This window comes from Streptomyces sp. AK010 (assembly GCF_014207295.1).
GTDB classification, from domain to species: domain Bacteria; phylum Actinomycetota; class Actinomycetes; order Streptomycetales; family Streptomycetaceae; genus Streptomyces; species Streptomyces massasporeus.
Genome location: NZ_JACHCX010000002.1, coordinates 496,708 through 518,519 on the forward strand (window position 1 = coordinate 496,708; position 21,812 = coordinate 518,519).

General features: G+C 71.3%; 15 protein-coding genes, 3 pseudogenes and 1 riboswitch. Of the genes and pseudogenes, 13 read left to right on the forward strand and 5 right to left on the reverse strand.

Features of this window, described 5'->3' with window-relative positions; genetic code table 11:
* Positions 1-14: 14 nt before the first annotated feature.
* Positions 15-1,508 (reverse strand): MFS transporter, encoded by a 1,494-nt coding sequence (locus HDC93_RS05610; RefSeq protein ID WP_185007732.1) that lies wholly within the window; start codon positions 1,506-1,508, stop codon positions 15-17.
* Between the two features lie 470 nt (positions 1,509-1,978).
* Between HDC93_RS05610 and HDC93_RS05615 the strand changes: the two genes are divergently transcribed.
* From HDC93_RS05615 to mfd, 3 genes are all read left to right on the forward strand, one after another.
* Positions 1,979-2,767 (forward strand): ABC transporter ATP-binding protein, encoded by a 789-nt coding sequence (locus HDC93_RS05615; RefSeq protein WP_185007734.1) that lies wholly within the window; start codon positions 1,979-1,981, stop codon positions 2,765-2,767.
* A complete protein-coding gene (locus HDC93_RS05620; RefSeq protein WP_185007735.1) occupies positions 2,764-5,343 on the forward strand; it encodes an ABC transporter permease in 2,580 nt (859 codons plus the stop codon). The genes HDC93_RS05615 and HDC93_RS05620 overlap by 4 nt, the downstream gene beginning before the upstream one ends.
* A 352-nt stretch (positions 5,344-5,695) precedes the next feature.
* Positions 5,696-9,229 (forward strand): transcription-repair coupling factor, encoded by a 3,534-nt coding sequence (mfd, locus tag HDC93_RS05625; RefSeq protein ID WP_185007737.1) that lies wholly within the window; start codon positions 5,696-5,698, stop codon positions 9,227-9,229.
* Between the two features lie 50 nt (positions 9,230-9,279).
* Here the strand turns inward: mfd and HDC93_RS05630 are convergent.
* The 3 genes and pseudogenes from HDC93_RS05630 to HDC93_RS05640 form a co-directional block, all read right to left on the reverse strand.
* Positions 9,280-9,681 (reverse strand): annotated as a pseudogene (locus tag HDC93_RS05630) (MerR family transcriptional regulator); the annotation flags it as partial.
* Complete coding sequence (locus HDC93_RS39585; RefSeq protein WP_398983912.1) at positions 9,682-9,972, reverse strand: SDR family NAD(P)-dependent oxidoreductase; 291 nt, start codon at positions 9,970-9,972, stop codon at positions 9,682-9,684.
* Positions 9,973-10,032: 60 nt separating this feature from the next.
* Positions 10,033-10,635, reverse strand: a complete 603-nt coding sequence (locus HDC93_RS05640; RefSeq protein WP_185007739.1) for a TetR/AcrR family transcriptional regulator — start codon at positions 10,633-10,635, stop codon at positions 10,033-10,035.
* Positions 10,636-10,767: 132 nt separating this feature from the next.
* Here HDC93_RS05640 and HDC93_RS05645 point away from each other — a divergent pair, with 132 nt between their 5' ends.
* The gene (locus HDC93_RS05645) at positions 10,768-11,682 is read left to right on the forward strand and encodes an SCO6745 family protein (RefSeq protein WP_185007741.1); all 915 of its coding nucleotides are present in this window, start codon (positions 10,768-10,770) and stop codon (positions 11,680-11,682) included.
* A 186-nt stretch (positions 11,683-11,868) separates the two neighbouring features.
* On the opposite strand, the gene HDC93_RS05650 is transcribed toward HDC93_RS05645, so the two are convergent.
* Positions 11,869-12,054, reverse strand: a complete 186-nt coding sequence (locus HDC93_RS05650; protein WP_185007743.1) for an antitoxin — start codon at positions 12,052-12,054, stop codon at positions 11,869-11,871.
* Positions 12,055-12,215: 161 nt separating this feature from the next.
* Here HDC93_RS05650 and HDC93_RS05655 point away from each other — a divergent pair, with 161 nt between their 5' ends.
* The 9 genes and pseudogenes from HDC93_RS05655 to HDC93_RS05695 all read left to right on the forward strand — a co-directional run bounded on the left by HDC93_RS05655 (position 12,216) and on the right by HDC93_RS05695 (position 21,416).
* A complete protein-coding gene (locus HDC93_RS05655; RefSeq protein ID WP_311774493.1) occupies positions 12,216-12,992 on the forward strand; it encodes an HNH endonuclease family protein in 777 nt (258 codons plus the stop codon).
* A 45-nt stretch (positions 12,993-13,037) separates the two neighbouring features.
* Positions 13,038-13,379: pseudogene (locus HDC93_RS05660) on the forward strand (MFS transporter); the annotation flags it as partial.
* A gap of 178 nt (positions 13,380-13,557) precedes the next feature.
* Positions 13,558-14,300, forward strand: a pseudogene (locus tag HDC93_RS05665) (N-acetyltransferase).
* A gap of 185 nt (positions 14,301-14,485) precedes the next feature.
* Positions 14,486-15,115 carry a hypothetical protein gene (locus HDC93_RS05670; RefSeq protein WP_185007745.1) on the forward strand — a complete coding sequence of 210 codons (630 nt, stop codon included), beginning with the start codon at positions 14,486-14,488 and terminating at the stop codon, positions 15,113-15,115.
* Positions 15,116-15,153: 38 nt separating this feature from the next.
* Positions 15,154-16,650: a serine/threonine-protein kinase gene (locus HDC93_RS05675; RefSeq protein ID WP_221516327.1), complete on the forward strand. Its 1,497-nt coding sequence runs from the start codon at positions 15,154-15,156 to the stop codon at positions 16,648-16,650.
* A 142-nt stretch (positions 16,651-16,792) separates the two neighbouring features.
* Positions 16,793-17,440, forward strand: a complete 648-nt coding sequence (locus tag HDC93_RS05680; protein ID WP_185007749.1) for a SurA N-terminal domain-containing protein — start codon at positions 16,793-16,795, stop codon at positions 17,438-17,440.
* 93 nt (positions 17,441-17,533) lie between these two features.
* On the forward strand, positions 17,534-18,562 hold the full coding sequence (locus HDC93_RS05685; protein WP_185007751.1) for a nucleoside triphosphate pyrophosphohydrolase: 1,029 nt from the start codon (positions 17,534-17,536) through the stop codon (positions 18,560-18,562).
* 462 nt (positions 18,563-19,024) lie between these two features.
* Positions 19,025-20,332 carry a cytochrome P450 gene (locus tag HDC93_RS05690; RefSeq protein WP_185007753.1) on the forward strand — a complete coding sequence of 436 codons (1,308 nt, stop codon included), beginning with the start codon at positions 19,025-19,027 and terminating at the stop codon, positions 20,330-20,332.
* Between the two features lie 121 nt (positions 20,333-20,453).
* A complete protein-coding gene (locus tag HDC93_RS05695) occupies positions 20,454-21,416 on the forward strand; it encodes a transglycosylase family protein (protein ID WP_185007755.1) in 963 nt (320 codons plus the stop codon).
* A 228-nt stretch (positions 21,417-21,644) separates the two neighbouring features.
* A riboswitch (cyclic di-AMP (ydaO/yuaA leader) is annotated at positions 21,645-21,811 on the forward strand.
* Position 21,812 lies beyond the last annotated feature (1 nt).

Genomic DNA, 21,812 nt, shown 5'->3' on the forward strand with positions numbered 1-21,812 from the left:
GAGGATACGGATGCTCAGTCCTTGAGCACCGGGAATTTCCGGGGCGTCAGGAACAGCAACACCAGGAACGCCAGGGCCGCCGCCCCCGCCGCGCCGAGGTAGACCGCGTGCACCGCGTCGGCGATCGCGCGCCGGGTCGCCTCCGGCGCCGTGCCCGAATCGAGCGCCCGCGTCACCGAGTCCAGGTCGCCCGCTCCGCCGAGCCTGGCGGCCAGCACCCCGTTGGCGACCGCGCCGAACACCGCGGCGCCGATCGTCTGGCCGGTCTGGCGGCAGAACAGCACGGACGCGGTCGTCGTACCGCGCTCCGCCCATCCCACCGTCGACTGCACACCGACGATGAGCGGCAGCTGGAACAGGCCCAGCGCGGCGCCCAGCAGCAGCATCAGCAGCGTCGGCTGCCACGCCTGCCCGGGATAGGGCAGGAAGGGGAACGCGAACAGGATCAGGGCGGCCGTGCCGATGCCCAGCATCGCCGTGTTGCGGAAGCCGATCCTGCGGTACACGTGCTGGCTCAGTGCCGCCGACACGGGCCAGCTCAACGTCCAGACGGACAGCACGAATCCGGCGGCCACGGGTGCGAGGCCCAGCACCGACTGGGCGTAGGTGGGCAGGAAGACCGACGGCGCGACCATCAGCAGGCCCAGCGCGCCCAGGGCCAGATTGACCGCGGCGATCGTACGCCGCCGCCACACCCAGCCCGGGATGATCGGCTCCGCCGCCCGGCGTTCCACCAGCACCACGACCGCGACCAGGGCGAGCCCCGCACCGAACAACGCCAGTGAGGGCGCCGACAGCCACGGCCACGCCACCCCGCCCTGCACCAGGGCCGTGAGCAGAACGCCGCCGCAGGCGAACACCGCCAGCGCGCCCGCCGAGTCCACGCGCGCGTGGACGGTGGCCTCCCGTTCCGGCTCGTGGAGGTGACGGACGATCAGCCACAGCGCGACCGCGCCGATCGGAAGGTTGATCAGGAAGATCCATCGCCAGTCCCCGTACGCGGCGAGCACTCCGCCGAGGCCCGGGCCGGCGACCGCGGACACCGCCCACACCGTCGACAGCTTCGACTGGATCTTGGGACGGTCCTTCAGCGGGTACAGGTCGGCGGCGAGGGTCTGCACCGTGCCCTGGAGCGCGCCGCCGCCCAGGCCCTGCACGATGCGGAAGGCGATGAGCGCCCCCATGTTCCAGGCCACCGCGCACAGCAGGGACCCGAGCAGGAAGACCACCGACCCGGCTATGAGGACCGGTTTGCGGCCGAAGGTGTCGGAGAGCTTGCCGTACACGGGCAGGGTGACGGTCACCGCCAGCAGATAGCCGGAGAACAGCCAGGAGAAGACGGAGAAACCGCCGAGGTCCCCGACGATCTGCGGGACGGCCGTCGAGACGATGGTCGCGTCGAGCGCCGCCAGCGCCATCGAGAGCATCAGCGCCGCGACGACGGCACCGCGCCGGCCGGTCGTGGCGGGACGTGCGGCCTCTCGTGCCGCGGAACCGGTGCTGCCCATGCCGGTGTCTCCCCCTGGCCCCGGCCGCGCCCGCGCCACGGGTCCCGTCGTATGCCTGCCCCTTGCACCTATCTGCCGTGGACAGCTTCCCACTTGACCCTGACGCAGCGGGAGGGTGGAGCCTGACTGGGCCGGCGGGTGGAGCGAACCCTGAGTCCGCCTCCACCCTGCGGTGGACTGCCCCTAGGGGTACCTCCGTACTACGACCTGGGGAGGGTTCGTACCGGCGGAGGACGAGACGGGCGGGGGCTCGTCCTTAACCTGGCTTTACGCCGCCGGGGGGCGGCTGGCACACCGGCGGGGGTGGGGTTTTCCACAGCAGAAGACTGCGCTGAACACCAGGGCGCGGGACCCCTCCCCGCCGCGAGACTGACAACGCGACGAACGGACTCCTGGTCCGCCACCGCGCACAGCGGCTGTCGACCGGGCGACCGCCTTCACCATCTGCTGACCGATATAGGAGACATACCGTGACTTCGGCTGTGACCATTCCCAGGCACGGGGGTACTGGAGGGCGTACGGCCGTTGCCGCGCGGGCGCGGCAGGTCGTGAAGGCGTACGGATCCGGTGAGACCCGGATCGTCGCCCTCGACCACGTCGACGTGGACATCGCACGCGGCCAGTTCACCGCGATCATGGGCCCCTCGGGGTCCGGCAAGTCCACGCTCATGCACTGCCTCGCCGGACTCGACACTGTGACGGACGGCCAGATCTACCTCGACGAGACCGAGATCACCGGTCTGAAGGACAAGAAGCTCACGCAACTGCGCCGGGACCGGATCGGGTTCATCTTCCAGGCGTTCAACCTGCTGCCGACGCTCAACGCGATCGAGAACATCACGCTGCCCATGGACATCGCGGGCCGCAAGCCGGACAAGGAGTGGCTGACGCGGGTCGTGGAGACCGTCGGGCTCGCCGACCGCCTCAAGCACCGCCCCACCCAGCTGTCCGGCGGCCAGCAGCAGCGCGTCGCCGTGGCGCGGGCCCTCGCGGCCCGGCCTGAGATCATCTTCGGGGACGAGCCGACCGGAAACCTCGACTCCCGTGCCGGCGCCGAGGTCCTCGGCTTCCTGCGCCGGTCCGTCGACGAGCTGGGCCAGACGATCGTGATGGTCACCCACGACCCGGTGGCCGCCAGTTACGCGGACCGGGTGCTGTACCTCGCCGACGGCCGCATCGTCGACGAGATGTACAAGCCGACCGCGGAGGCCGTCCTCGACCGCATGAAGGACTTCGACGCCCGGGGGCGCACGTCATGACCGTCATGAAGACCTCGATGCGCAACTTCCTCGCGCACAAGGGGCGGATGGCGCTCTCCGCGATCGCCGTCCTGCTGTCGGTCGCCTTCGTCTGCGGCACGCTCGTCTTCACGGACACCATGTCGACCACGTTCGACAAGCTCTTCGCGGCCACCTCCTCCGACGTGACGGTGAGCGCCAAGGGCGCCTCCGACAGCGGCGAGACCACCGCCGGCAACGGCAAGCCGCCGGTCATGCCGGCCTCCGTGCTCGGTGAGGTCCGCAAGGCGCAGGGCGTGAGGTCCGCCGAGGGAACGGTGTTCTCCACCTCGGTGACGGTCGTCGACGGCGACAAGAAGAACCTGTCGCCCTCCAGCGGCGCCCCGACCATCGTGGGCAGCTGGAACGGCAACGACGCCCGCACCATGAAGATCACCTCCGGTGTGGCGCCCAAGGGCCCCGAGCAGATCATGGTCGACGCCGGCACCGCCGGCAAGCACGACCTGAGGCTCGGTGACGAGATCGGCGTGATCAGCGCCATCGGCACCCACAGCACGAAGATCTCCGGCATCGCCGACTTCACCGTCACCAACCCCGGCGCCGCGATCTTCTACCTCGACACCAGGACCGCCCAGCGGACCCTGGTCGGCGAGAGCGACGTCTACACCAACGTCAACGTCACCGCGGCCGCCGGCGTCAGCGACGCGCGGCTGAAGAAGAACGTCACCGCCGAACTCGGCGGCGGCTATCAGGTGAAGACGGCCAAGGAGACCGCCGACGCCAACCAGAAGGACGTCGAGGGCTTCATGAACGTCATGAAGTACGCGATGCTCGGCTTCGCCGGGATTGCCTTCCTCGTCGGCATCTTCCTGATCATCAACACCTTCTCCATGCTGGTCGCCCAGCGCACCCGGGAGATCGGCCTGATGCGGGCCATCGGGTCCTCCCGCAAGCAGGTCAACCGCTCCGTGCTGGTCGAGGCGCTGCTGCTCGGCGTCGTCGGCTCGGTGCTCGGCGTCGGCGCGGGCGTCGGCCTCGCCATCGGCCTGATGAAGGTCATGGGCCAGATGGGCATGGAACTGTCCACCGACGACCTCACGGTGGCCTGGACGACCCCGGTGGTCGGCCTCGTCCTCGGCGTGATCGTCACCGTCCTGGCCGCCTACCTGCCCGCTCGGCGCGCCGGCAAGATCTCCCCGATGGCCGCCCTGCGCGACGCGGGAGCCCCCGCGGACGCCAAGGCCGGCTGGATCCGCGCCGCGATCGGCACGGTCCTCACCGGGACCGGCGGCTTCGCCCTCTACCTCGGCGCGGAGGCCGACAAGGCCAAGGACGGCTCCATGTGGCTCGGCCTCGGCATCGTGCTGTCGCTGATCGGCTTCGTCGTCATCGGCCCCCTGCTCGCCGGCGCGGTGGTTCGCGTCCTCGGTGCCGTCCTGCTGCGGATGTTCGGCCCCGTGGGCCGCATGGCCGAGCGCAACGCCCTGCGCAACCCGCGCCGCACCGGCGCGACCGGAGCCGCGCTGATGATCGGCCTCGCCCTCGTGGCGTGCCTGTCCGTCGTCGGCTCGTCCATGGTGGCGTCCGCCACCGACCAGCTCGACAAGACCGTCGGCACGGACTTCATCATCCAGTCCGACCGCGGCCAGCTGATCACCCCGCAGGCCGTCAAGGCCGCCAAGTCGGCGCCGGACGTCGAGCGGGTCACCGAGTACAAGCTGGGCAAGGCCGACTTCACCACTCCCGACGGCAAGACGCTCAAGGACACGTCGATCACCGCGGCCGACCCGTCGTACGCGACCGACCTGCGCACCGAAACCGTCGCCGGCAAGCTCCCCGACGCCTACAGGCCCGACTCGATGTCGGTCCACGAGCAGTTCGCCAAGGACCACGGCATCACCCTCGGGTCCAAGATCAAGGTAGCCTTCAAGGACGGCTCCGCGGCCGGCCTGACGGTCCGGGCGATCACCAGCAGCGACGTCGTGATCGACGCGGGCTCGATGTACACGTCCATCTCGACGATGGCCAAGTACGTCCCGGCCGACAAGATGCCGCTGGACTCGCTGGTCTTCGCCAGCGCCAAGGACGGGCGGCAGGACGCCGCCTACAAGTCCCTGAAGTCGGCGCTGCACGACTACCCGCAGTACATCGTGCGCGACCAGACCGACTACAAGGACGCCCTGAAGGACCAGATCGGCCAGCTGCTCAACATGATCTACGGCCTGCTGGCCCTGGCGATCATCGTCGCCATCCTGGGTGTGGTGAACACGCTGGCCCTGTCGGTGGTGGAGCGCACTCGGGAGATCGGCCTGATGCGGGCCATCGGCCTCTCGCGCCGCCAGCTGCGCCGCATGATCCGCATGGAGTCGGTCGTCATCGCCCTCTTCGGTGCCCTGCTGGGCCTCGGGCTGGGCATGGGCTGGGGCGCCACGGCGCAGCAGCTGCTCGCCCTGGAGGGCCTTGGGGTCCTGGACATCCCCTGGCCGACGATCATCGGCGTCTTCATCGGCTCGGCGTTCGTGGGCCTGTTCGCCGCACTGATCCCGGCGTTCCGGGCGGGCCGGATGAACGTCCTGAACGCGATCGCGACGGAGTAGCCGGACGTCGCGCGAGAACCACCGCACACGGGGGTTGCGGAGGATGGGACCGCCCCGGAGGCATCGCCTCCGGGGCGGCCTTGCTTTCAGCCTCCGGGGCGGCGGTTCAGCCTCCGGGTGGCTTTGCTTTCAGCCGGCGCTTCCCAGGAGCCGGCCCCGAGGGGAACGGGTGTTCGCTCCGGGGGGAACGGGGCGTTGTCCACAGGCCCGCCGCGCGGACGCGCATCGTCGTACGCTGGAGACCCCCCGGCCCGCGGCGCGCGTCAGGCCCGTCGTCCTGCCCACCCCCTGCCCTCGACTTGCCGACCCCCGCCCGTCGACTTGCCCACCCCCCTGGACGGAAAGCCCCCGAATGAGCCTGCACGGTCTGCTCGACGCCGTAGTCAAGGACGCCGCCCTCGCGGAAGCGATCAGGGCGGCCGCAGACGGCAACCGCATGCACGTCGACATGGTCGGCCCCCCTGCGGCCCGGCCCTTCGCAGTCGCCGCCCTGGCCCGTGAGACGGGCCGCCCGGTGCTGGCGGTCACGGCGACGGGCCGTGAGGCGGAGGACCTGGCCGCGGCTCTGCGCTCCCTGCTCCCGGCCGAGGAGGTCGTGGAGTACCCGTCCTGGGAGACGCTCCCGCACGAGCGGCTCAGCCCCCGCAGCGACACCGTCGGCCGCCGCCTGGCCGTCTTGCGCCGCCTGGCCCACCCCCGCCCCGACGACCCCGAGACCGGCCCGGTCTCCGTCGTCGTCGCACCCGTCCGGTCCGTGCTCCAGCCGCAGGTCAAGGGCCTCGGCGACCTGGAACCGGTCTCCTTGAGAACGGGGCAGACCACCGACCTCAACGAGATCGTCGAGGCCCTCGCGGCGGCCGCCTACGCGCGCGTGGAGCTCGTCGAGAAGCGCGGCGAGTTCGCCGTGCGCGGCGGCATCCTGGACGTGTTCCCGCCCACCGAGGAGCACCCCCTGCGCGTCGAGTTCTGGGGTGACGACGTCGAGGAGATCCGCTACTTCAAGGTCGCCGACCAGCGCTCCCTCGAAGTCGCCGAGCACGGCCTGTGGGCGCCGCCGTGCCGCGAGCTGCTGCTCACCGAGGACGTCCGCACGCGCGCGGCCGCCCTCGCCGAACAGCATCCCGAGCTCGGTGAACTGCTCGGCAAGATCGCCGAGGGCATCGCCGTCGAGGGCATGGAGTCCCTCGCGCCGGTCCTCGTCGACGACATGGAGCTGCTGCTCGACGTGCTGCCCAAGGGCGCCATGGCCGTCGTGTGCGACCCGGAGCGGGTCCGTACGCGCGCGTCGGACCTCGTGGCCACCTCGCAGGAGTTCCTGCAGGCCTCCTGGGCCGCCACCGCCGGGGGCGGCGAGGCACCCATCGATGTCGGCGCGGCCTCCCTGTGGTCCATCGCGGACGTCCGGGACCGGGCCCGCGAGCTGGACATGATGTGGTGGTCGGTGTCGCCGTTCGCCGCCGACGAGGAGCTCGACGGGGACACCCTCAAGCTCGGTATGCGGGCCCCGGAGACCTACCGCGGCGACACCGCCAAGGCTCTCGCCGACACCAAGGGCTGGCTCGCCGACGGCTGGCGCACGGTGTTCGTCACCGAAGGGCACGGCCCGGCGGCCCGAACGGTCGAGGTGCTGGGCGGCGAGGGCATCGCGGCCCGCCTCGACTCCGACCTCACCGAGATCTCCCCGTCCGTCGTGCACGTGGCGTGCGGCTCGGTCGAGCACGGCTTCGTCGACGCGGCCCTCGCACTCGCCGTCCTGACCGAGACCGACCTGACCGGCCAGAAGGCGTCCGGCCGCGAGGGCGCCCGGATGCCGGCCCGCCGCCGCAAGACCATCGACCCGCTCACCCTGGAGCCGGGCGACTACATCGTCCACGAACAGCACGGCGTGGGCCGCTACATCGAGATGGTGCAGCGCACCGTCCAGGGCGCCACCCGCGAGTACCTGGTCGTCGAATACGCCCCCGCCAAGCGCGGCCAGCCCGGCGACCGCCTCTACATCCCCACCGACCAGCTGGAGCAGATCACCAAGTACGTCGGTGGCGAGGCCCCCACCCTGCACCGCCTCGGCGGCGCCGACTGGACGAAGACGAAGGCCCGCGCGAAGAAGGCCGTCAAGGAGATCGCGGCCGACCTCATCAAGCTGTACAGCGCGCGCATGGCGGCCCCCGGGCACGCCTTCGGCGCGGACACCCCGTGGCAGCGGGAGCTGGAGGACGCCTTCCCCTACGCGGAGACGCCCGACCAGCTCACCACCATCGCCGAGGTCAAGGAAGACATGGAGAAGACGGTCCCCATGGACCGCCTGATCTGCGGCGACGTCGGTTACGGCAAGACGGAGATCGCGGTCCGGGCCGCCTTCAAGGCCGTCCAGGACGGCAAGCAGGTGGCCGTCCTGGTGCCCACGACGCTGCTGGTGCAGCAGCACTTCGGGACGTTCAGCGAGCGGTACGCGCAGTTCCCGGTGAACGTGAAGGCCCTGTCCCGCTTCCAGACCGACACCGAGGCCAAGGCGGTCCTGGAGGGCCTGCGCGAGGGCTCGGTCGACATCGTCATCGGCACCCACCGGCTGTTCTCGTCCGAGACGAAGTTCAAGGACCTGGGCCTGGTCATCGTCGACGAGGAGCAGCGTTTCGGCGTCGAGCACAAGGAGCAGCTGAAGAAGCTCCGCGCGAACGTCGACGTGCTGACGATGTCCGCGACCCCGATCCCCAGGACGCTGGAGATGGCGGTCACCGGCATCCGCGAGATGTCGACGATCACGACCCCGCCGGAGGAGCGCCACCCGGTCCTGACCTTCGTCGGCCCCTACGAGGAGAAGCAGATCGGCGCCGCCATCCGCCGTGAGCTGCTGCGCGAGGGGCAGGTCTTCTACATCCACAACCGCGTCGAGTCGATCGACCGCGCGGCGGCCCGGCTGCGCGAGATCGTCCCCGAGGCACGCATCGCCACCGCCCACGGGCAGATGTCGGAACAGGCGCTGGAGCAGGTCGTCGTCGACTTCTGGGAGAAGAAGTTCGACGTGCTGGTGTCCACGACGATCGTGGAGTCCGGCATCGACATCTCCAACGCCAACACCCTGATCGTGGAGCGCGGTGACAACTTCGGGCTCAGCCAGCTCCACCAGCTCCGCGGCCGGGTGGGCCGTGGCCGCGAGCGAGGCTACGCCTATTTCCTCTACCCGCCGGAGAAGCCGCTGACCGAGACCGCGCACGAGCGGCTCGCGACCATCGCCCAGCACACGGAGATGGGCGCCGGTATGTACGTGGCCATGAAGGACCTGGAGATCCGCGGCGCGGGCAACCTCCTCGGCGGCGAGCAGTCCGGTCACATCGCGGGCGTCGGCTTCGACCTGTACGTGCGGATGGTCGGCGAGGCCGTCGCGGACTACCGGCGCCAGCTGGAGACCGGCGAGATCGAGGAGGAGCCGCCGCTCGAGGTCAAGATCGAGCTGCCCGTCGACGCGCACGTCCCGCACGACTACGCGCCGGGCGAGCGCCTTCGCCTCCAGGCGTACCGCGCCATCGCCTCCGCCAACTCGGAGGAGGGCATCAAGGCGGTCCGCGAGGAACTCGTCGACCGCTACGGCAAGCTGCCCGAACCGGTGGAGAATTTGCTGCTCGTCGCGGGCCTGCGCATGTTCGCGCGTGCGTGCGGCGTCGGCGAGATCGTGCTCCAGGGCAACAACATCCGGTTCGCGCCGGTGGAGTTGCGCGAGTCGCAGGAGCTGCGGCTCAAGCGGCTGTACCCCGGGGTCGTCATCAAGCCGGCCGTGCACCAGGTGCTGGTACCGCGCCCGAAGACCGCGAAGGTGGGCGGCAAGCCGCTGGTCGGTCGGGAACTGCTGGCGTGGGTCGGGGAGTTCCTGACGTCGGTGCTGGGTTCGTGATGCTTCGGTGGCCGGGGCGTCGCTGACGGGCCGGCTCCGCTGAGGGTTGGTCAGGCCACCGTCCGTGCCAGTGCAGCGGTTGCCTGGTGCGGCGGGGCCGCTGCCGGGGCATGTGCGCTGACCCCGGCCGGACGCAGTGCCGTCGCAAGCCGGTCGCGCACGGCGACCTGCGCGGCGATACGGGCCTCCAGCACCGCGAGTCGGTCGGCGGCCACCCGCAGCCCCTTCTCGGAGGCGGGCCCTGCCGTGACGTCACCGTCCAGGCAGGGCAGGAACACCCGTGCGTCGTCGAGCGTCAGCCCCACGTCGAGCAGCTGCCGGATGGTGCGGACACGCACGGCCGTAGCGGCGTCGTACAGCCGATAGCCGTTCGCGGCCCGTTCGGAGGAGATGAGGCCCGCCTGCTCGTAGTGACGCAGGGCGCGCGCTGACGTGCCGGTCGCGTCGGCGAGTTACCGATCGGCATACGAGGTGCTGCCATGGGCGTCAGTGTCGTGTGACGACCGGGCTGGGTCCACCGGATGCGGGTCGCGCGTCAGTGTCGTGTGACGACCGCGCTGCGGTCCACCGGATGCGGGCGCTTCGCGGCGGCCCACCGCCACGATGTGTGCGCCCTCGCCGGCGAAGGCGTGTGCGGTGGCACGGCCTATGCCGCTGCCTGCGCCGGTGACGAGCACGGTCCGCGGGGCCGTCCGCGCGTTCGGCCTGTTCTGCTGCCTGGTCTTCGGATACGGGGTTGCCATGCGGTGATCGTCCGCCCCTGACGTCAGTGTCAAGGTCAAGCGGGTGCGGCACCCGGGCTGTTACTCGCCGGCGCGGAACAGCATCGTCGCCAGCTCGCGGAACACCTCCTCGGGGTCCTGGTCGCCCACCGGGCCGTCGAGGTTGTGGCCGAGCAGCAGCGTGGCGAAGCCGTGGGCCAGGGACCAGGCGGCGATACCGGCGAGACGGGTATCGGTGCCGCGGCCCTCCGGCGGCACGGCCGCGACGGCGTCGCGCAGGGCGTCACCGGCGAGGGCACGGGCGGTGGCCAGTTCCAGGTCTCCGTCGCGCAGCAGTCCGGGCGCGAACATCACCTGGAAGTGCGCCGGATGCTCCCGCGTGAAACGCACGTAGTGCACGCCCGCCTCCTGCAGGTCCGCCGCCTCCCTGAGGGTGGTCGCGAGCAGCCCGAAGCCCTCGGCGGCGATCGCCGTGAGGAGCCCCGCGCGGTCCTTGAAGTGGTGGGCCGGCGCGGCGTGCGAGACACCGGCGCGGCGGGCGAGGTCGCGCAGACTCAGCGCGGACGGACCGTCCGCCGCGATCACGTCGAGGGCGGCGCCGAGGATGGCGCGGCGCAGGTCACCGTGGTGGTACGGGCGGTCGGCAGGCTTCTTTTCGCCCGCCGGTGTCTTGCCGGAGCTCATGAGCAGAGCGTACGCCGAATCTTGTCGTTGACAAGTTGAGGTGGGGTCGGGCAATCTTGTCAGTGTCAAGTTGTGCGGGATCGGAATCGATGGGGTCACGCCTGCGGGATCGGGCGCGAGTGGAGGTACGCCATGCAGGAACAGGTCGCTGAGATCGACGAGGGCGCCGGGGCGTGGGGAAGTGGTGTCGAGCCGGCCCGCGTTCGGCAGATGTGGCACCTGCTGGAGCCCTTGCATGCGGTGCTGTACTACGCGCCGGAGGCATTCGAGGAGGCGTCCGCCCTCGGGTACGGCACGGACGAGCGCTGGCCCAGCTACTTCCCCTACCGTGCCGCCCCGTTGGGCGAGGCCGGGCCGGAGCAGGTGGCCTCGGCCTTCTACAGCTTCAGTCCGCGCATGGTCGCCGAGCACGTCGAACCGGCGTGGCGGATCGCGAGCCCCGCCGCGGTGATCGAGGCGAGGACGCGGGCGGTCGACAGGGCCTACCGTGCCCTCTTCGGCGACCGGGTGACCGGCCCCGAGCTGGCGGAGGCCGCCGCGCTCGCCCGGCGTGCGGCAGAGGCCGCGGACACGGCCGCCCGTCCACTGGCCGCCGCCAACGCCGCGCTCGACTGGCCGCAGGCCCCGCACCTGCAGCTCTGGCATGCGGCGACGATCCTGCGCGAGCACCGCGGCGACGGCCACATCGCGGCCCTCCTCACGGCGGGCCTGGATCCCATGGAGTCGCTCGTCTCCTTCGCCGCGATAGGCGCCGCGTCGGTGGAACGCTTCGAGAGTCGCGGTTGGAGTCGGCAGGAGTGGACGGCCGCGCGTGGCCGCCTGACCGCCAGGGGACTGGTCGGCGTGGACGGCGCGGCCACGGAGGCGGGCCGGACCCTGCGCCGGAGCGTGGAGCAGCGCACCGACCAACTGGCCGCCGGCCCATGGCAGTCCCTCGGCCCTGCCGGTACCGGCCGTCTCGCCGAGCTGCTGGGTGACTTCTGGGTCGCGGTCCTGGCATCCGGCCTGCTGCCTTCGGAAACGACGTTGGGCATAGGCAAGGTCTGAGCATCGGGCACACGGACGAGTTCCGACCGGAGGATATTGACTCCGGACGCAAGAAGTGAGGCCGCCCGCAGCAGACACATGTGATGCCGCGCGCAGCAGACCACATGTGAAGCGCAGCAGGCACACGTGAAGCCGCCCGCAGGGCAGATCCATGGGTCTGTGCGGACGGCCTCGGAGTCGGAGGGCTTACTGCTGTTCGGGCTGTTCCCGGTCGCGGTCCATGCCCAGCGAGCCCTCGACGCGCTGCTGGCCGGAGTCGACCTGGTCTTCGTACTTGCCGCCGGTCCTCTCGTTGATCCGCTCTTCCGCGGTGTCAGAACCGTGCTTGCCCTTGTTCCGCGCCTGGCTCTTGAACTTGTCGAAGATGCCCATGCAAAGCTCCCTCCGGAGGTGACTCAGAACCGACGATACGCGCGATATACGAGGAATGCGCATTGAGGCCCGATGTGGTCTGAACCTCTTCTCGCTACCGTGGGACCGGGCGCGGGCCGCCCGTGCCGGAGCGGAACAGACAGACAGAGGAGGGGCGCAGGGTGAAGCGTCTGAGGGGCGGGGCGGCACTGGCTGTCGCGATGGTGTTCACCGGTTCGGCACTGGCCGGCTGCGAGGGTTTGACCCCGCCCGCGGACGGCGGTGGAGCCTCCGCTTCCGGGGCCCCGGCCGCCGGTGACGGACGCGCCGCGAACCCGCTGGACAACCCGGACGGCACCAAGCCGGGACTGGCGGCGGTCACCTCCGGCGCGGACAAGGAGAGGGCACGCGCCCTGATCGAGAAGGTGGCGACGAAGGGCCGCGGCCCCAGGACGGGCTACGAACGGGACAAGTTCGGCTACGCCTGGATGGACTCGGCGCCACGTGACGTCCCCTTCTCCCACAACGGCTGCGACTCGCGGAACGACCTCCTGAAGCGAGACGGGGAGGACCTGCGTTTCCGCGCGGGATCGGACTGCGTCGTCACCTCGCTGACGCTGCACGACCCCTACACCGGGAAGGTCATCGAGTGGACCAAGTCCCATGCGATCAAGGTCCAGATAGACCACGTCATGCCGTTGTCGTACGACTGGCAGATGGGCGCGTCGCGCTGGACGAAGGACAAGCGGGAGTCCATCGCCAACGACCCGCTCAACCTCATCCCGGTGGACGGGCGGACGAACGGCTCGAAGGGGGACTCCGGCCCGGCGTCCTGGCTGCCCCCGAACAAGCAGATCCGCTGCGCCTACTCGGTGCGCTTCGCCCAGGTGTCGCTGAAGTACGAACTCCCCGTGACGACGGCCGACAAGGAGATGATGCTGAAGCAGTGCGGCGGGTAGGGCGCCTGCCCGGTGGGCAGTTGGTGTCGATCGGAGAGTGACCGGATGCCGAGTGGGCTCATCGCACTGGCACTCGGCGGTTTCGGTATCGGTCTGACCGAGTTCCTGACCGCCGGGCTGCTGCCGCAGGTGGCGTCGAGTCTCGGGGTGTCCGAGGCGGCCGCCGGCTGGCTGATCTCGGGCTACGCGTTGAGTGTCGCGGTCGGCGCGATCGCCCTGACCGCGGCGACGGCACGACTGCCCCGGAAGCACATCCTGGTCGGCCTGGTGGCGCTGTTCGTCATCGGCAACCTGCTGTCCGCGGTCGCACCGAACTATCAGGTGATGCTGCTCGGGCGGATCGTGGCGGCGTTGTGCCACGGCTCGTTCTTCGGCTCGGGGGGCGTGGCCATCTCCGCGGGTCTCGGATACACGGCGCCGCTGTACGTGGGGGCCGGGATCGTTCTGATGTCCGTGCCCGTCATGGTGGTTGCCGCGCAGCGGGCCAGGTCGTCCCAGGCTGCGGACCGGGTGCCCGCCCGGTAATCCGGTTCCGCGTGTCGGCCGCCCTGCCTACCGTGATCACATGCAGCCGAAGAAATCGAGCCTCGCCGACCGTCCGGACATGCTGGAGCGGGTCGTAGACATGGCGGACAGCTGCCGGAGTTCGTGATCCAGGACCTCGTGGGTGCCGCCCACTTCCCGCGGATCGCCGCCGAACTGCCGGAGAACGTCCTGTTCGCCGAGGACGAGCGGGGCGAGGTCGTGGCGAACGCCTACAGCGTGCCGTTCGCCCTCGGAGTCGAACACCGCGGCCGGCTGCCGTCCAACGGCTGGGACACCGTGCTGGTGTGGGCCTTCTCCGATCTGCGGCGCGGAGTCCGGCCCGACACCGTCAGCGCGATCTCGGTCTCCATAGCCCCGCAGGCACAGGGGCGCGGTTTGTCCGGGGTGATGCTCTCGGCCGTGCGGGACAACGCCCGGGCCCGCGGCTTCCTCGAGGTCGTCACCCCGGTCCGCCCCAACGCCAAGCACCTCGAACCGCACACGCCGATGGAGGAGTACGCCCGCCGTGTCCGCCCCGACGGCCTGCCCCAGGACCCGTGGCTGCGCGTCCACGCCCGGGCCGGGGCCACCATCGACTCGGTGGCCCCGGCGTCCATGACGGTGGCCGCCTCGCTCGCGGACTGGCGTCGCTGGACGGGCCTGCCCTTCGACACCGACGGCGACATCGAGGTGCCGGGCGGTCTGGTGCCGGAGCGCTGCGAGGTGAAGCGCGGGTACGCGGTGTACGTCGAGCCCAACGTGTGGATGCGGCACCCCCTGTAGGGCGAGACGGACGGTTCGGCCTACGACGGGCCAGGGGCGGGCTGTTCACACGAAGTGATCAGCATGACAACGGTTCGGTACAACCCGTGACCGGTTGTCCGTGTCGGGCTATACGCTCGGATTCCCCAACAGGGTCTGTCACTCGCACGTCCGTCCCCATCGGCCACACCGGTCCAGGAGCAGTCATGTACGGCCACGGCGCGGCGCCGCCTCCCCGCAGCGCGGCAACGGTCATCTCCCTGCGTGTGCTGTTCGCAGCAGCCGGCTTCCTCACGTGCGGCGTGCTGGCCTGCGTACCCCTGTTCCGGGTGGCCGTGCTGCGCGGTCGGGCCCTCGACTGGGTGCTGGCCTGGGTGAGTCTCCCTCTGGCCATCGCGTGCTTCGTCGTGATCGGCACCCTGCCGGAGGACGACTACCGCACCGACATCGCGCTGGCCCTCATCCTGCTGCTCGGAGCGGCCTCCGCCATCTACTTCCTCGTCATGGACATCGGACACCACGGCGAGCAGCGGAGGCTCGCCGGTTACGCGTCGCCCCACGCGCCGACCGTCGTGCAGACCCCGTACGGCTATCCGCACCAGGCGCCGCCGTACGCCCCTACCTCCACGCCCATCCCGCAGCCCCCGGGGCCCCACACCCCCGCCCCGCACGACACGCCCCAGGTCGCGGGCCCGCTCCAGCCGCCCCCGTCGCCCCAGCGCCCCGCCCCGGCCCGCATCGACCAGGTCCGCGCCGAACTCGACGAGCTCAGCGACTACCTGCGCCGGCACGAGGGAGAAGGCCAGCGGGACGGAAACCACGAGGGCGGACGGTGACCGCGGCGGCAGGACGTGTCGTCGCCGGGCGCTACGAACTGTCCGCCGTCCTCGGGCAGGGCGGCATGGGCCAGGTCTGGACGGCGTACGACCAACGGCTCGACCGGCGCGTGGCGGTGAAGCTGCTGCGCCCCGACAAGGTGGCCGGCCAGGACGCGGAGGAACTGCGGCGCCGTTTCGTGCGCGAGTGCCGGGTGACCGCGCAGGTCGACCACCCAGGCCTGGTCACGGTGCACGACGCGGGCAGTGAGGGCGAGGAGCTGTTCCTCGTCATGCAGTACATCGACGGCGCCGACCTCGCCGGCCACCTCGCCGAGCACACTCCGTACCCGTGGCAGTGGGCGGTCGCGGTCGCCGCGCAGTTGTGCGCCGTGCTGAGCGCCGTGCACGCGGTGCCGATCGTCCACCGCGACCTCAAGCCGCGGAACGTGATGGTGAAGCAGGACGGCACGGTCACCGTCCTCGACCTCGGCGTCGCCTCCGTCATGGACGCGGACACCACCCGCCTCACCCACACCGGCACGCCCATCGGCTCGCCCGCCTACATGGCCCCGGAGCAGGCGATGGGCGGCGCCGTCGGCCCCTACACCGACCTCTACGCGCTCGGTGTGGTCCTGCACGAGCTGCTCAGCGGCGACGTGCCGTTCTCCGGCTCCACGGCCCTCGGCGTCCTGCACCGGCACCTGTACGAGCCGCCGCTGCCCGTACGCCGCGTCCGGCCCGAAGTCCCCGAGGCCCTGGAGGCCCTCGTCCTGCGCCTCCTGGCCAAGGAGCCGCAGCACCGGCCCGCCTCCGCACAGGAGGTCTACGAGCACCTGGAGCTGCTCCTGCCCGCGCGCGGGACGCCAACCGGAGCGGCCCTCGATCCCACCCGCCCCTTCCTGCGCCCACACGCCCCCTGGCCCGACCGCGCGCGCACCCCCGCGCCCCAGCCCACGCCGGCCACGCCCGTCACCGAGACGCCGGGGCAGACGGACATCGCCCGCGCCGTCGACGAGGTCAAACGGCTCCTCGGCGAGGGCCGTGTCACCCAGGCCGTCGACATCCTCGGGGCGATCCTGCCCGCCGCCGCCGAACAGCACGGGGCGCACTCCCCGGTCGTGCGCACCCTGCGCAAGCAGTACGCGGCGACGCTCCTGGACGACGGCCAGTACCGGCGCGCCCTGCCCGAGCTGCGCCGCCTCGCCGACGAACGCGCCGCCGAGGCGGGCCAGGCCGACCCACAGGCCCTGTGCCACCGCTACGAGGCCGCCCAGTGCCTGGAACAGCTGGGCGAACCGGCCGCGGCGCTCGCCGAGTACCGGGCGGTCCTGCCGTATTACGAGAACCAGTACGTCGCCGCAGGCGGACCCGAGCTCGCGCACGACGTCCGCCGCCGGATCGGGCACCTCCAGCTCGCCCTCGGGGACCGCGGTGCCGCCCACGACACCCTCGCCCGGCTGCTGCACGACGTGGAGCGAACCCACGGCCCCGGGCACCCGCTCGGTGCGGAGATCCGCAGGACGCTGCAGTGGCTGGGGCAGGTCCGCGGCTGACGACCGTCCGGGGTGAGGCGCGGCGGTGCCGGAAGTCCCGGTGAATCGTTGGTCGAATGGGTTGGCCAGAGCTTGGCCACTGCCTACCATCGATCATCGCAAGACCTTGTGCACCGTCGCACAATCTCCTCGGGAGGTTTCCTTGCACCGCCGCCGTCGCACCGCGCTCGTCCTCACCGCCGCGATCGCCGCCGCGGCGCCCCTTCTCACCGCCTGCGGGAACGACGCGCATCCCGGCGCGGCAGCCGTGGTGGGCGGCCAGCGGATCACCGTCTCGCAGCTGGACGAGAGGGTCGGCGAGGTTCGCGCGGCCCAGCGGGCGGCCGTACAGGACGAGGCGCAGTACCAGCAGGTCATCGCCAGGACCGGCACCCTCACCCGCGACACCCTGCACACCCTGGTCCTGGACCGGGTGCTGCACCGCGCCGCCGAGAACGCCGGAGTGAGCGTCTCCCGCAAGGAGATCCAGGCGATGCGGTCCGGACTGGAACAGCAGGCCGGCGGCGCGAAGGCGCTGGAGACGACCTGGCTCCAGCAGTACGGCATCCCGCCGCAGCGCCTCGACGAGAACCTCCGCCTCCAGCTGGAGGCCCAGAAGCTCGCCGAGAAGCTCGGCACGAACACCGATCGTCCCGAGTTCTGGAAGGCCCTCTCCGACGCCTCCAAGGACCTGAACGTCGACCTCAACCCGCGCTACGGCACCTGGGACGTCCAGAAGAGCAGCCGCGCCGACGCCAAGACACCGTGGGTACGGGACGTCACGGCGGCACAGACGCAGCAGGGCATGTAGGACGCCCGGCCGCCGGGCCCTGTGGACAACCTGACCTCCGGGGCCCTGTGGACAACTTCGGGCGCTGTCGGCGGCGTGGGATAGCTTCGAACCGTGAACGCCAACAGCCCCGACGCCACCCCGGGACCCGAGCGGACCGCCCCCGACGCGGCCGCCGCCCCCGGCCGCATCGTCCTGCTCACCACCAGCCACCGCGTCGCCCCCGGCCTGCTCTCCTGGCCCGCCTGGCAGGCACTGCACGCGGCCGACCGGGTGCTGTGCGCGGACGGCACGCACCCGCAGCTGCCGTACCTGCGCGAGGCGGGGATCCCCGTCGCCGAGGCGTCCCCGACCGCCCAGGAGCTGGTCGACGCCTGCGCCGGCGGACACACGCTGGTCGTGGTCGCGACCGGCGAGGGCGAACCGGTCCTCACGGACGGCCTGGCCCGCCTCGCCGGCACCGGCCGTATCGCCATGCCCGAGCTGGAGCTGCTGCCCGCCTCCTACGACCTGCCGGGCGCCCGGCTCCTCGATCTGGTCCAGGTCATGGACCGCATCCGTGCCGAATGCCCGTGGTCTTCCCAGCAGACCCACGAGGGTCTGGCCAAGTACGGCATCGAGGAGGCGTACGAACTCGTCGAGGCGATCGAGGAGGGTGACCGCGACGAACTGCGCGAGGAGCTCGGCGACGTCCTCCTCCAGGTCGTCTTCCACGCCCGCATCGCCGAGGAGGGCCGCCCGGAGGACGGGGAGGAGCCCTTCTCCATCGACGATGTGGCCGGCGGCATCGTCGCCAAGCTGATCCACCGCCATCCGCATGTCTTCGGCGACGCGACGGCCACCACCCCCGAGGAGGTCAAGGAGCACTGGCTGCGCACCAAGGCGGTCGAGAAGCAGCGCACCTCGATCACCGAGGGCATCCCCCTCGGCCAGCCCGGCCTGGCCCTCGCCGCCAAACTGGCCTCCCGTGTCCGCACGGCGAGCCTGGACATACCCCTCCCGCCCGTGGCGGGCATCGGCTACGACCTCCTGGCCCTGGCCGTCCGCGCCGAGTCGGAGGGCGTCGACCCGGAGGCGGCCCTGAGAGCGGCGGCCCGCGCGTACCGGGACGCGATCAGGGACGCCGAGGGCGCCGAGGGCTGAGCGGCCCGGGGACGGAGACGCGGGCTCCAGGAGCCAGGAGCCAGGAGCCAGGAGCCGAAGCTGGGGGCCGGGAGCCGGGAGCCGAAGCCGGGAGCCGAAGCTGGGGGCCGGGAGCCAGGAGCCGAAGCCGGGAGCCGAAGCTGGGGGCCGGGAGCCGGGAGCCGAAGCTGGGGGCCGGGAGCCGGGAGCCGGGAGCCAGGAGCCGAAGCCGGGAGCCGAAGCTGGGGGCCGGGAGCCGGGAGCCGAAGCTGGGGGCCGGGAGCCGAGAGCCGGGAGCCGAAGCTGGGGGCCGGGAGCCGGGAGCCGAAGCTGGGGGCCGGGAGCCGGGAGCCGAAGCTGGGGGCCGGGAGCCGGGAGCCGAAGCTGGGGGCCGGGAGCCAGGAGGACGGAACAGCTCCGGGGAAGCCCGGCCCAGCCGCGACCGAGGCAAGAGCGCTCCCGGAAGCCGGATACCGTCGAGCCGTGACCGACCAGCCCCAGCCCCGCACACCCGCGACCGCTCCAGACCTCTTCACCTGGGAGTTCGCGAGCGACCCCTACCCCGCCTACGCCTGGCTCCGCGAGCACAGCCCCGTCCACAAGACGCGGCTCCCCAGCGGTGTGGAGGCCTGGCTGGTCACGCGGTACGCCGACGCCAAGCAGACGCTCGCCGACCACCGGCTCTCCAAGAACCCCGCCCATCACGACGAACCGGCGCACGCCAAGGGCAAGACCGGGATCCCCGGGGAGCGCAAGGCCGAGCTGATGACGCATCTGCTCAACATCGACCCCCCGGACCACACCCGGCTGCGGCGGCTGGTGTCCAAGGCGTTCACGCCCCGCCGGGTCGCCGAGTTCGCGCCGCGGGTGCAGGAGCTCACCGACACCCTCATCGGCGGGTTCGCGGAGAAGGGGTCCGCCGACCTGATCCACGAGTTCGCGTTCCCGCTCCCCATCTACGCCATCTGCGACCTGCTCGGCGTCCCGCGCGAGGACCAGGACGACTTCCGCGACTGGGCGGGCATGATGATCCGTCACCAGGGCGGCCCCCGGGGCGGCGTCGCGCGGTCCGTGAAGAAGATGCGCGGCTACCTCGCCGAGCTCATCCACCGCAAGCGGGAGGCGCTGCCCACCGAAGCCGCCCCCGGCGAGGACCTCATCTCCGGTCTCATCCGCGCGTCCGACCATGGTGAGCACCTCACCGAGAACGAGGCGGCGGCCATGGCCTTCATTCTGCTGTTCGCCGGTTTCGAGACGACCGTGAACCTGATCGGCAACGGCACCTACGCCCTGCTCACCCACCCCGAACAGCGCACACGGCTCCAGGGCTCCCTCGCCGCCGGGGAAACCGGCCTCCTGGAGACCGGCGTCGAGGAACTCCTCCGGTACGACGGCCCGGTCGAACTCGCCACCTGGCGGTTCGCCACGCAGTCCCTCACCCTCGGCGGGCAGCGCATCGAGGCCGGCGACCCCGTCCTCGTGGTCCTGGCCGCCGCGGACCGGGACCCGGAGCGGTTCGCCGATCCGGACGTGCTGGACCTCTCCCGCCGCGACAACCAGCACCTCGGCTACGGCCACGGCATCCACTACTGCCTCGGCGCGCCGCTCGCCCGTCTGGAGGGCCAGACCGCGCTCTCGACCCTGCTCACCCGCCTCCCGGACCTCCGGCTCGCCGCGGATCCGGCCGAGCTGCGGTGGCGCGGCGGCCTCATCATGCGGGGGCTGCGCACGCTGCCGGTGGAGTTCACACCGGTAGCACCGGCTGATGGTGACGAAACATCAGACCTGTGATCTTCACGTGATCTGCGCGGCATGAACTTGTGACAAGTGATCGACTGCCGATACGTTCACCCATCAACGCGGCGGGGAATCGCGCCGCGTCGGTCACTGCTGTCTCGCGAAAGGTCTCCGTATGCTCTCCGGGAACGGTCGGCACCGTCGCCCCCGCCAGGCTCCGGCTCTCCTCGTGGTGGCCGGAGTGACCGGCTCCGCCATCGCGATCCCGCTCCTCGGGGCCTCCGGTGCCAGTGCGGCCGACGGCACGACCTGGGACCGGGTCGCGGACTGCGAAACCGGCGGCGCGTGGAGCCAGAACAGCGGCAACGGCTACTACGGCGGCCTGCAGTTGTCCCAGGAGGACTGGGAGAGCCACGGCGGCCTCGACTACGCCGCGAGCGCCGACCTGGCCAGCCGCTCCCAGCAGATAGCCGTGGCCGAGAGAATCCTCGCCGACCAGGGGGTCGGCGCGTGGCGCACCTGCGGACTGCTCTCCGGGCTCGAGCAGGGCAAGGACTCGGACTCCGGCGCGTCCGGTTCGTCCGACTCGTCGGCTCCGACGGACTCGCCCGGCCTGCTCGACTCGCTCGGGTCGTCGCCCTCCGCGAGCTCTTCCTCATCCCCGCCGCCGTCCGACACGTCGGACACGGAGGATGGAAAGAACAAGTCGGACAAGTCGCCTGAATCCACCGACTCCGCGTCGCGGGACCTGGGGTCCGGCAGCTCCCCGTCGGCCACCCCCGAGAGCGGCGAGTCCGGCAAGTCGCGGGAGGGTGACGAGTCCTCGGCGCTGACCGACACCGGCTCCGGACGTCACCGCGGCCCCAGTGCCGACGAATCCCTCCCGTCCGACAGCAGCCGTTCGGACGAGTCCACGGGCCGTCACGCCTCGCGCGGCGACGAGGGCTCCGGCGACGCCGTCCAGGGCGACTACATCGTGGGAGTCGGTGACAGTCTCTGGTCCATCGCCGACTCCCTTGACGTCAGCGGCGGATGGCACGAGCTCTACGTCGGCAATGAGAAGGCCGTCGGTACCGACCCGAACCTCATCCATCCCGGTCAGAAGCTCACGGTGGAGGGCGAAGGGGGCGAGAAGTAGCCGTTCGGGCAGTGCGGAAACGGGGGTGGAAGTCGCCCTCGAACGGCGCGAGTTAGCGTCATGTTTCGCGGCTAATGTCCTGTTTGCGGCCCGTGAGAGATAGATCTCAGAAGCCCTGATCGTCTTTGAAATTCCGTGGATCGCGTGTCTACGGTCATGACCGCTCGCCACCGCGAGCCCCGGCTGCCGCAACGCCGAATCCTGCCAGCGGCCGTACGGGAACAGTCGTCGCGTCAAGCGCCGTAGGCAGGAGCGGGGGACCCAAGGTAGGTGCCCGACCGGACAGTTGTGCCGGAAGGGCTTGGGGTGAAGCCGTGTCCCGGGAGGGACGCGGCCGGGCAACTCAACCGGCCCGAACCCGACAGCTCACCTCGCAGGCGTCGGTGAGGGGATCCA

Bases quoted from the DNA above. Each gene is read 5' to 3' on its own strand.
- HDC93_RS05610 (WP_185007732.1), bottom strand. From the start codon at position 1,508: ATGGGCAGCACCGGTTCCGCGGCACGAGAGGCCGCACGTCCCGCCACG.
- HDC93_RS05620 (WP_185007735.1), top strand. From the start codon at position 2,764: ATGACCGTCATGAAGACCTCGATGCGCAACTTCCTCGCGCACAAGGGG.
- mfd (WP_185007737.1), top strand. From the start codon at position 5,696: ATGAGCCTGCACGGTCTGCTCGACGCCGTAGTCAAGGACGCCGCCCTC.
- HDC93_RS39585 (WP_398983912.1), bottom strand. From the start codon at position 9,972: ATGGCAACCCCGTATCCGAAGACCAGGCAGCAGAACAGGCCGAACGCG.
- HDC93_RS05640 (WP_185007739.1), bottom strand. From the start codon at position 10,635: ATGAGCTCCGGCAAGACACCGGCGGGCGAAAAGAAGCCTGCCGACCGC.
- HDC93_RS05645 (WP_185007741.1), top strand. From the start codon at position 10,768: ATGCAGGAACAGGTCGCTGAGATCGACGAGGGCGCCGGGGCGTGGGGA.
- HDC93_RS05650 (WP_185007743.1), bottom strand. From the start codon at position 12,054: ATGGGCATCTTCGACAAGTTCAAGAGCCAGGCGCGGAACAAGGGCAAG.
- HDC93_RS05670 (WP_185007745.1), top strand. From the start codon at position 14,486: ATGTACGGCCACGGCGCGGCGCCGCCTCCCCGCAGCGCGGCAACGGTC.
- HDC93_RS05695 (WP_185007755.1), top strand. From the start codon at position 20,454: ATGCTCTCCGGGAACGGTCGGCACCGTCGCCCCCGCCAGGCTCCGGCT.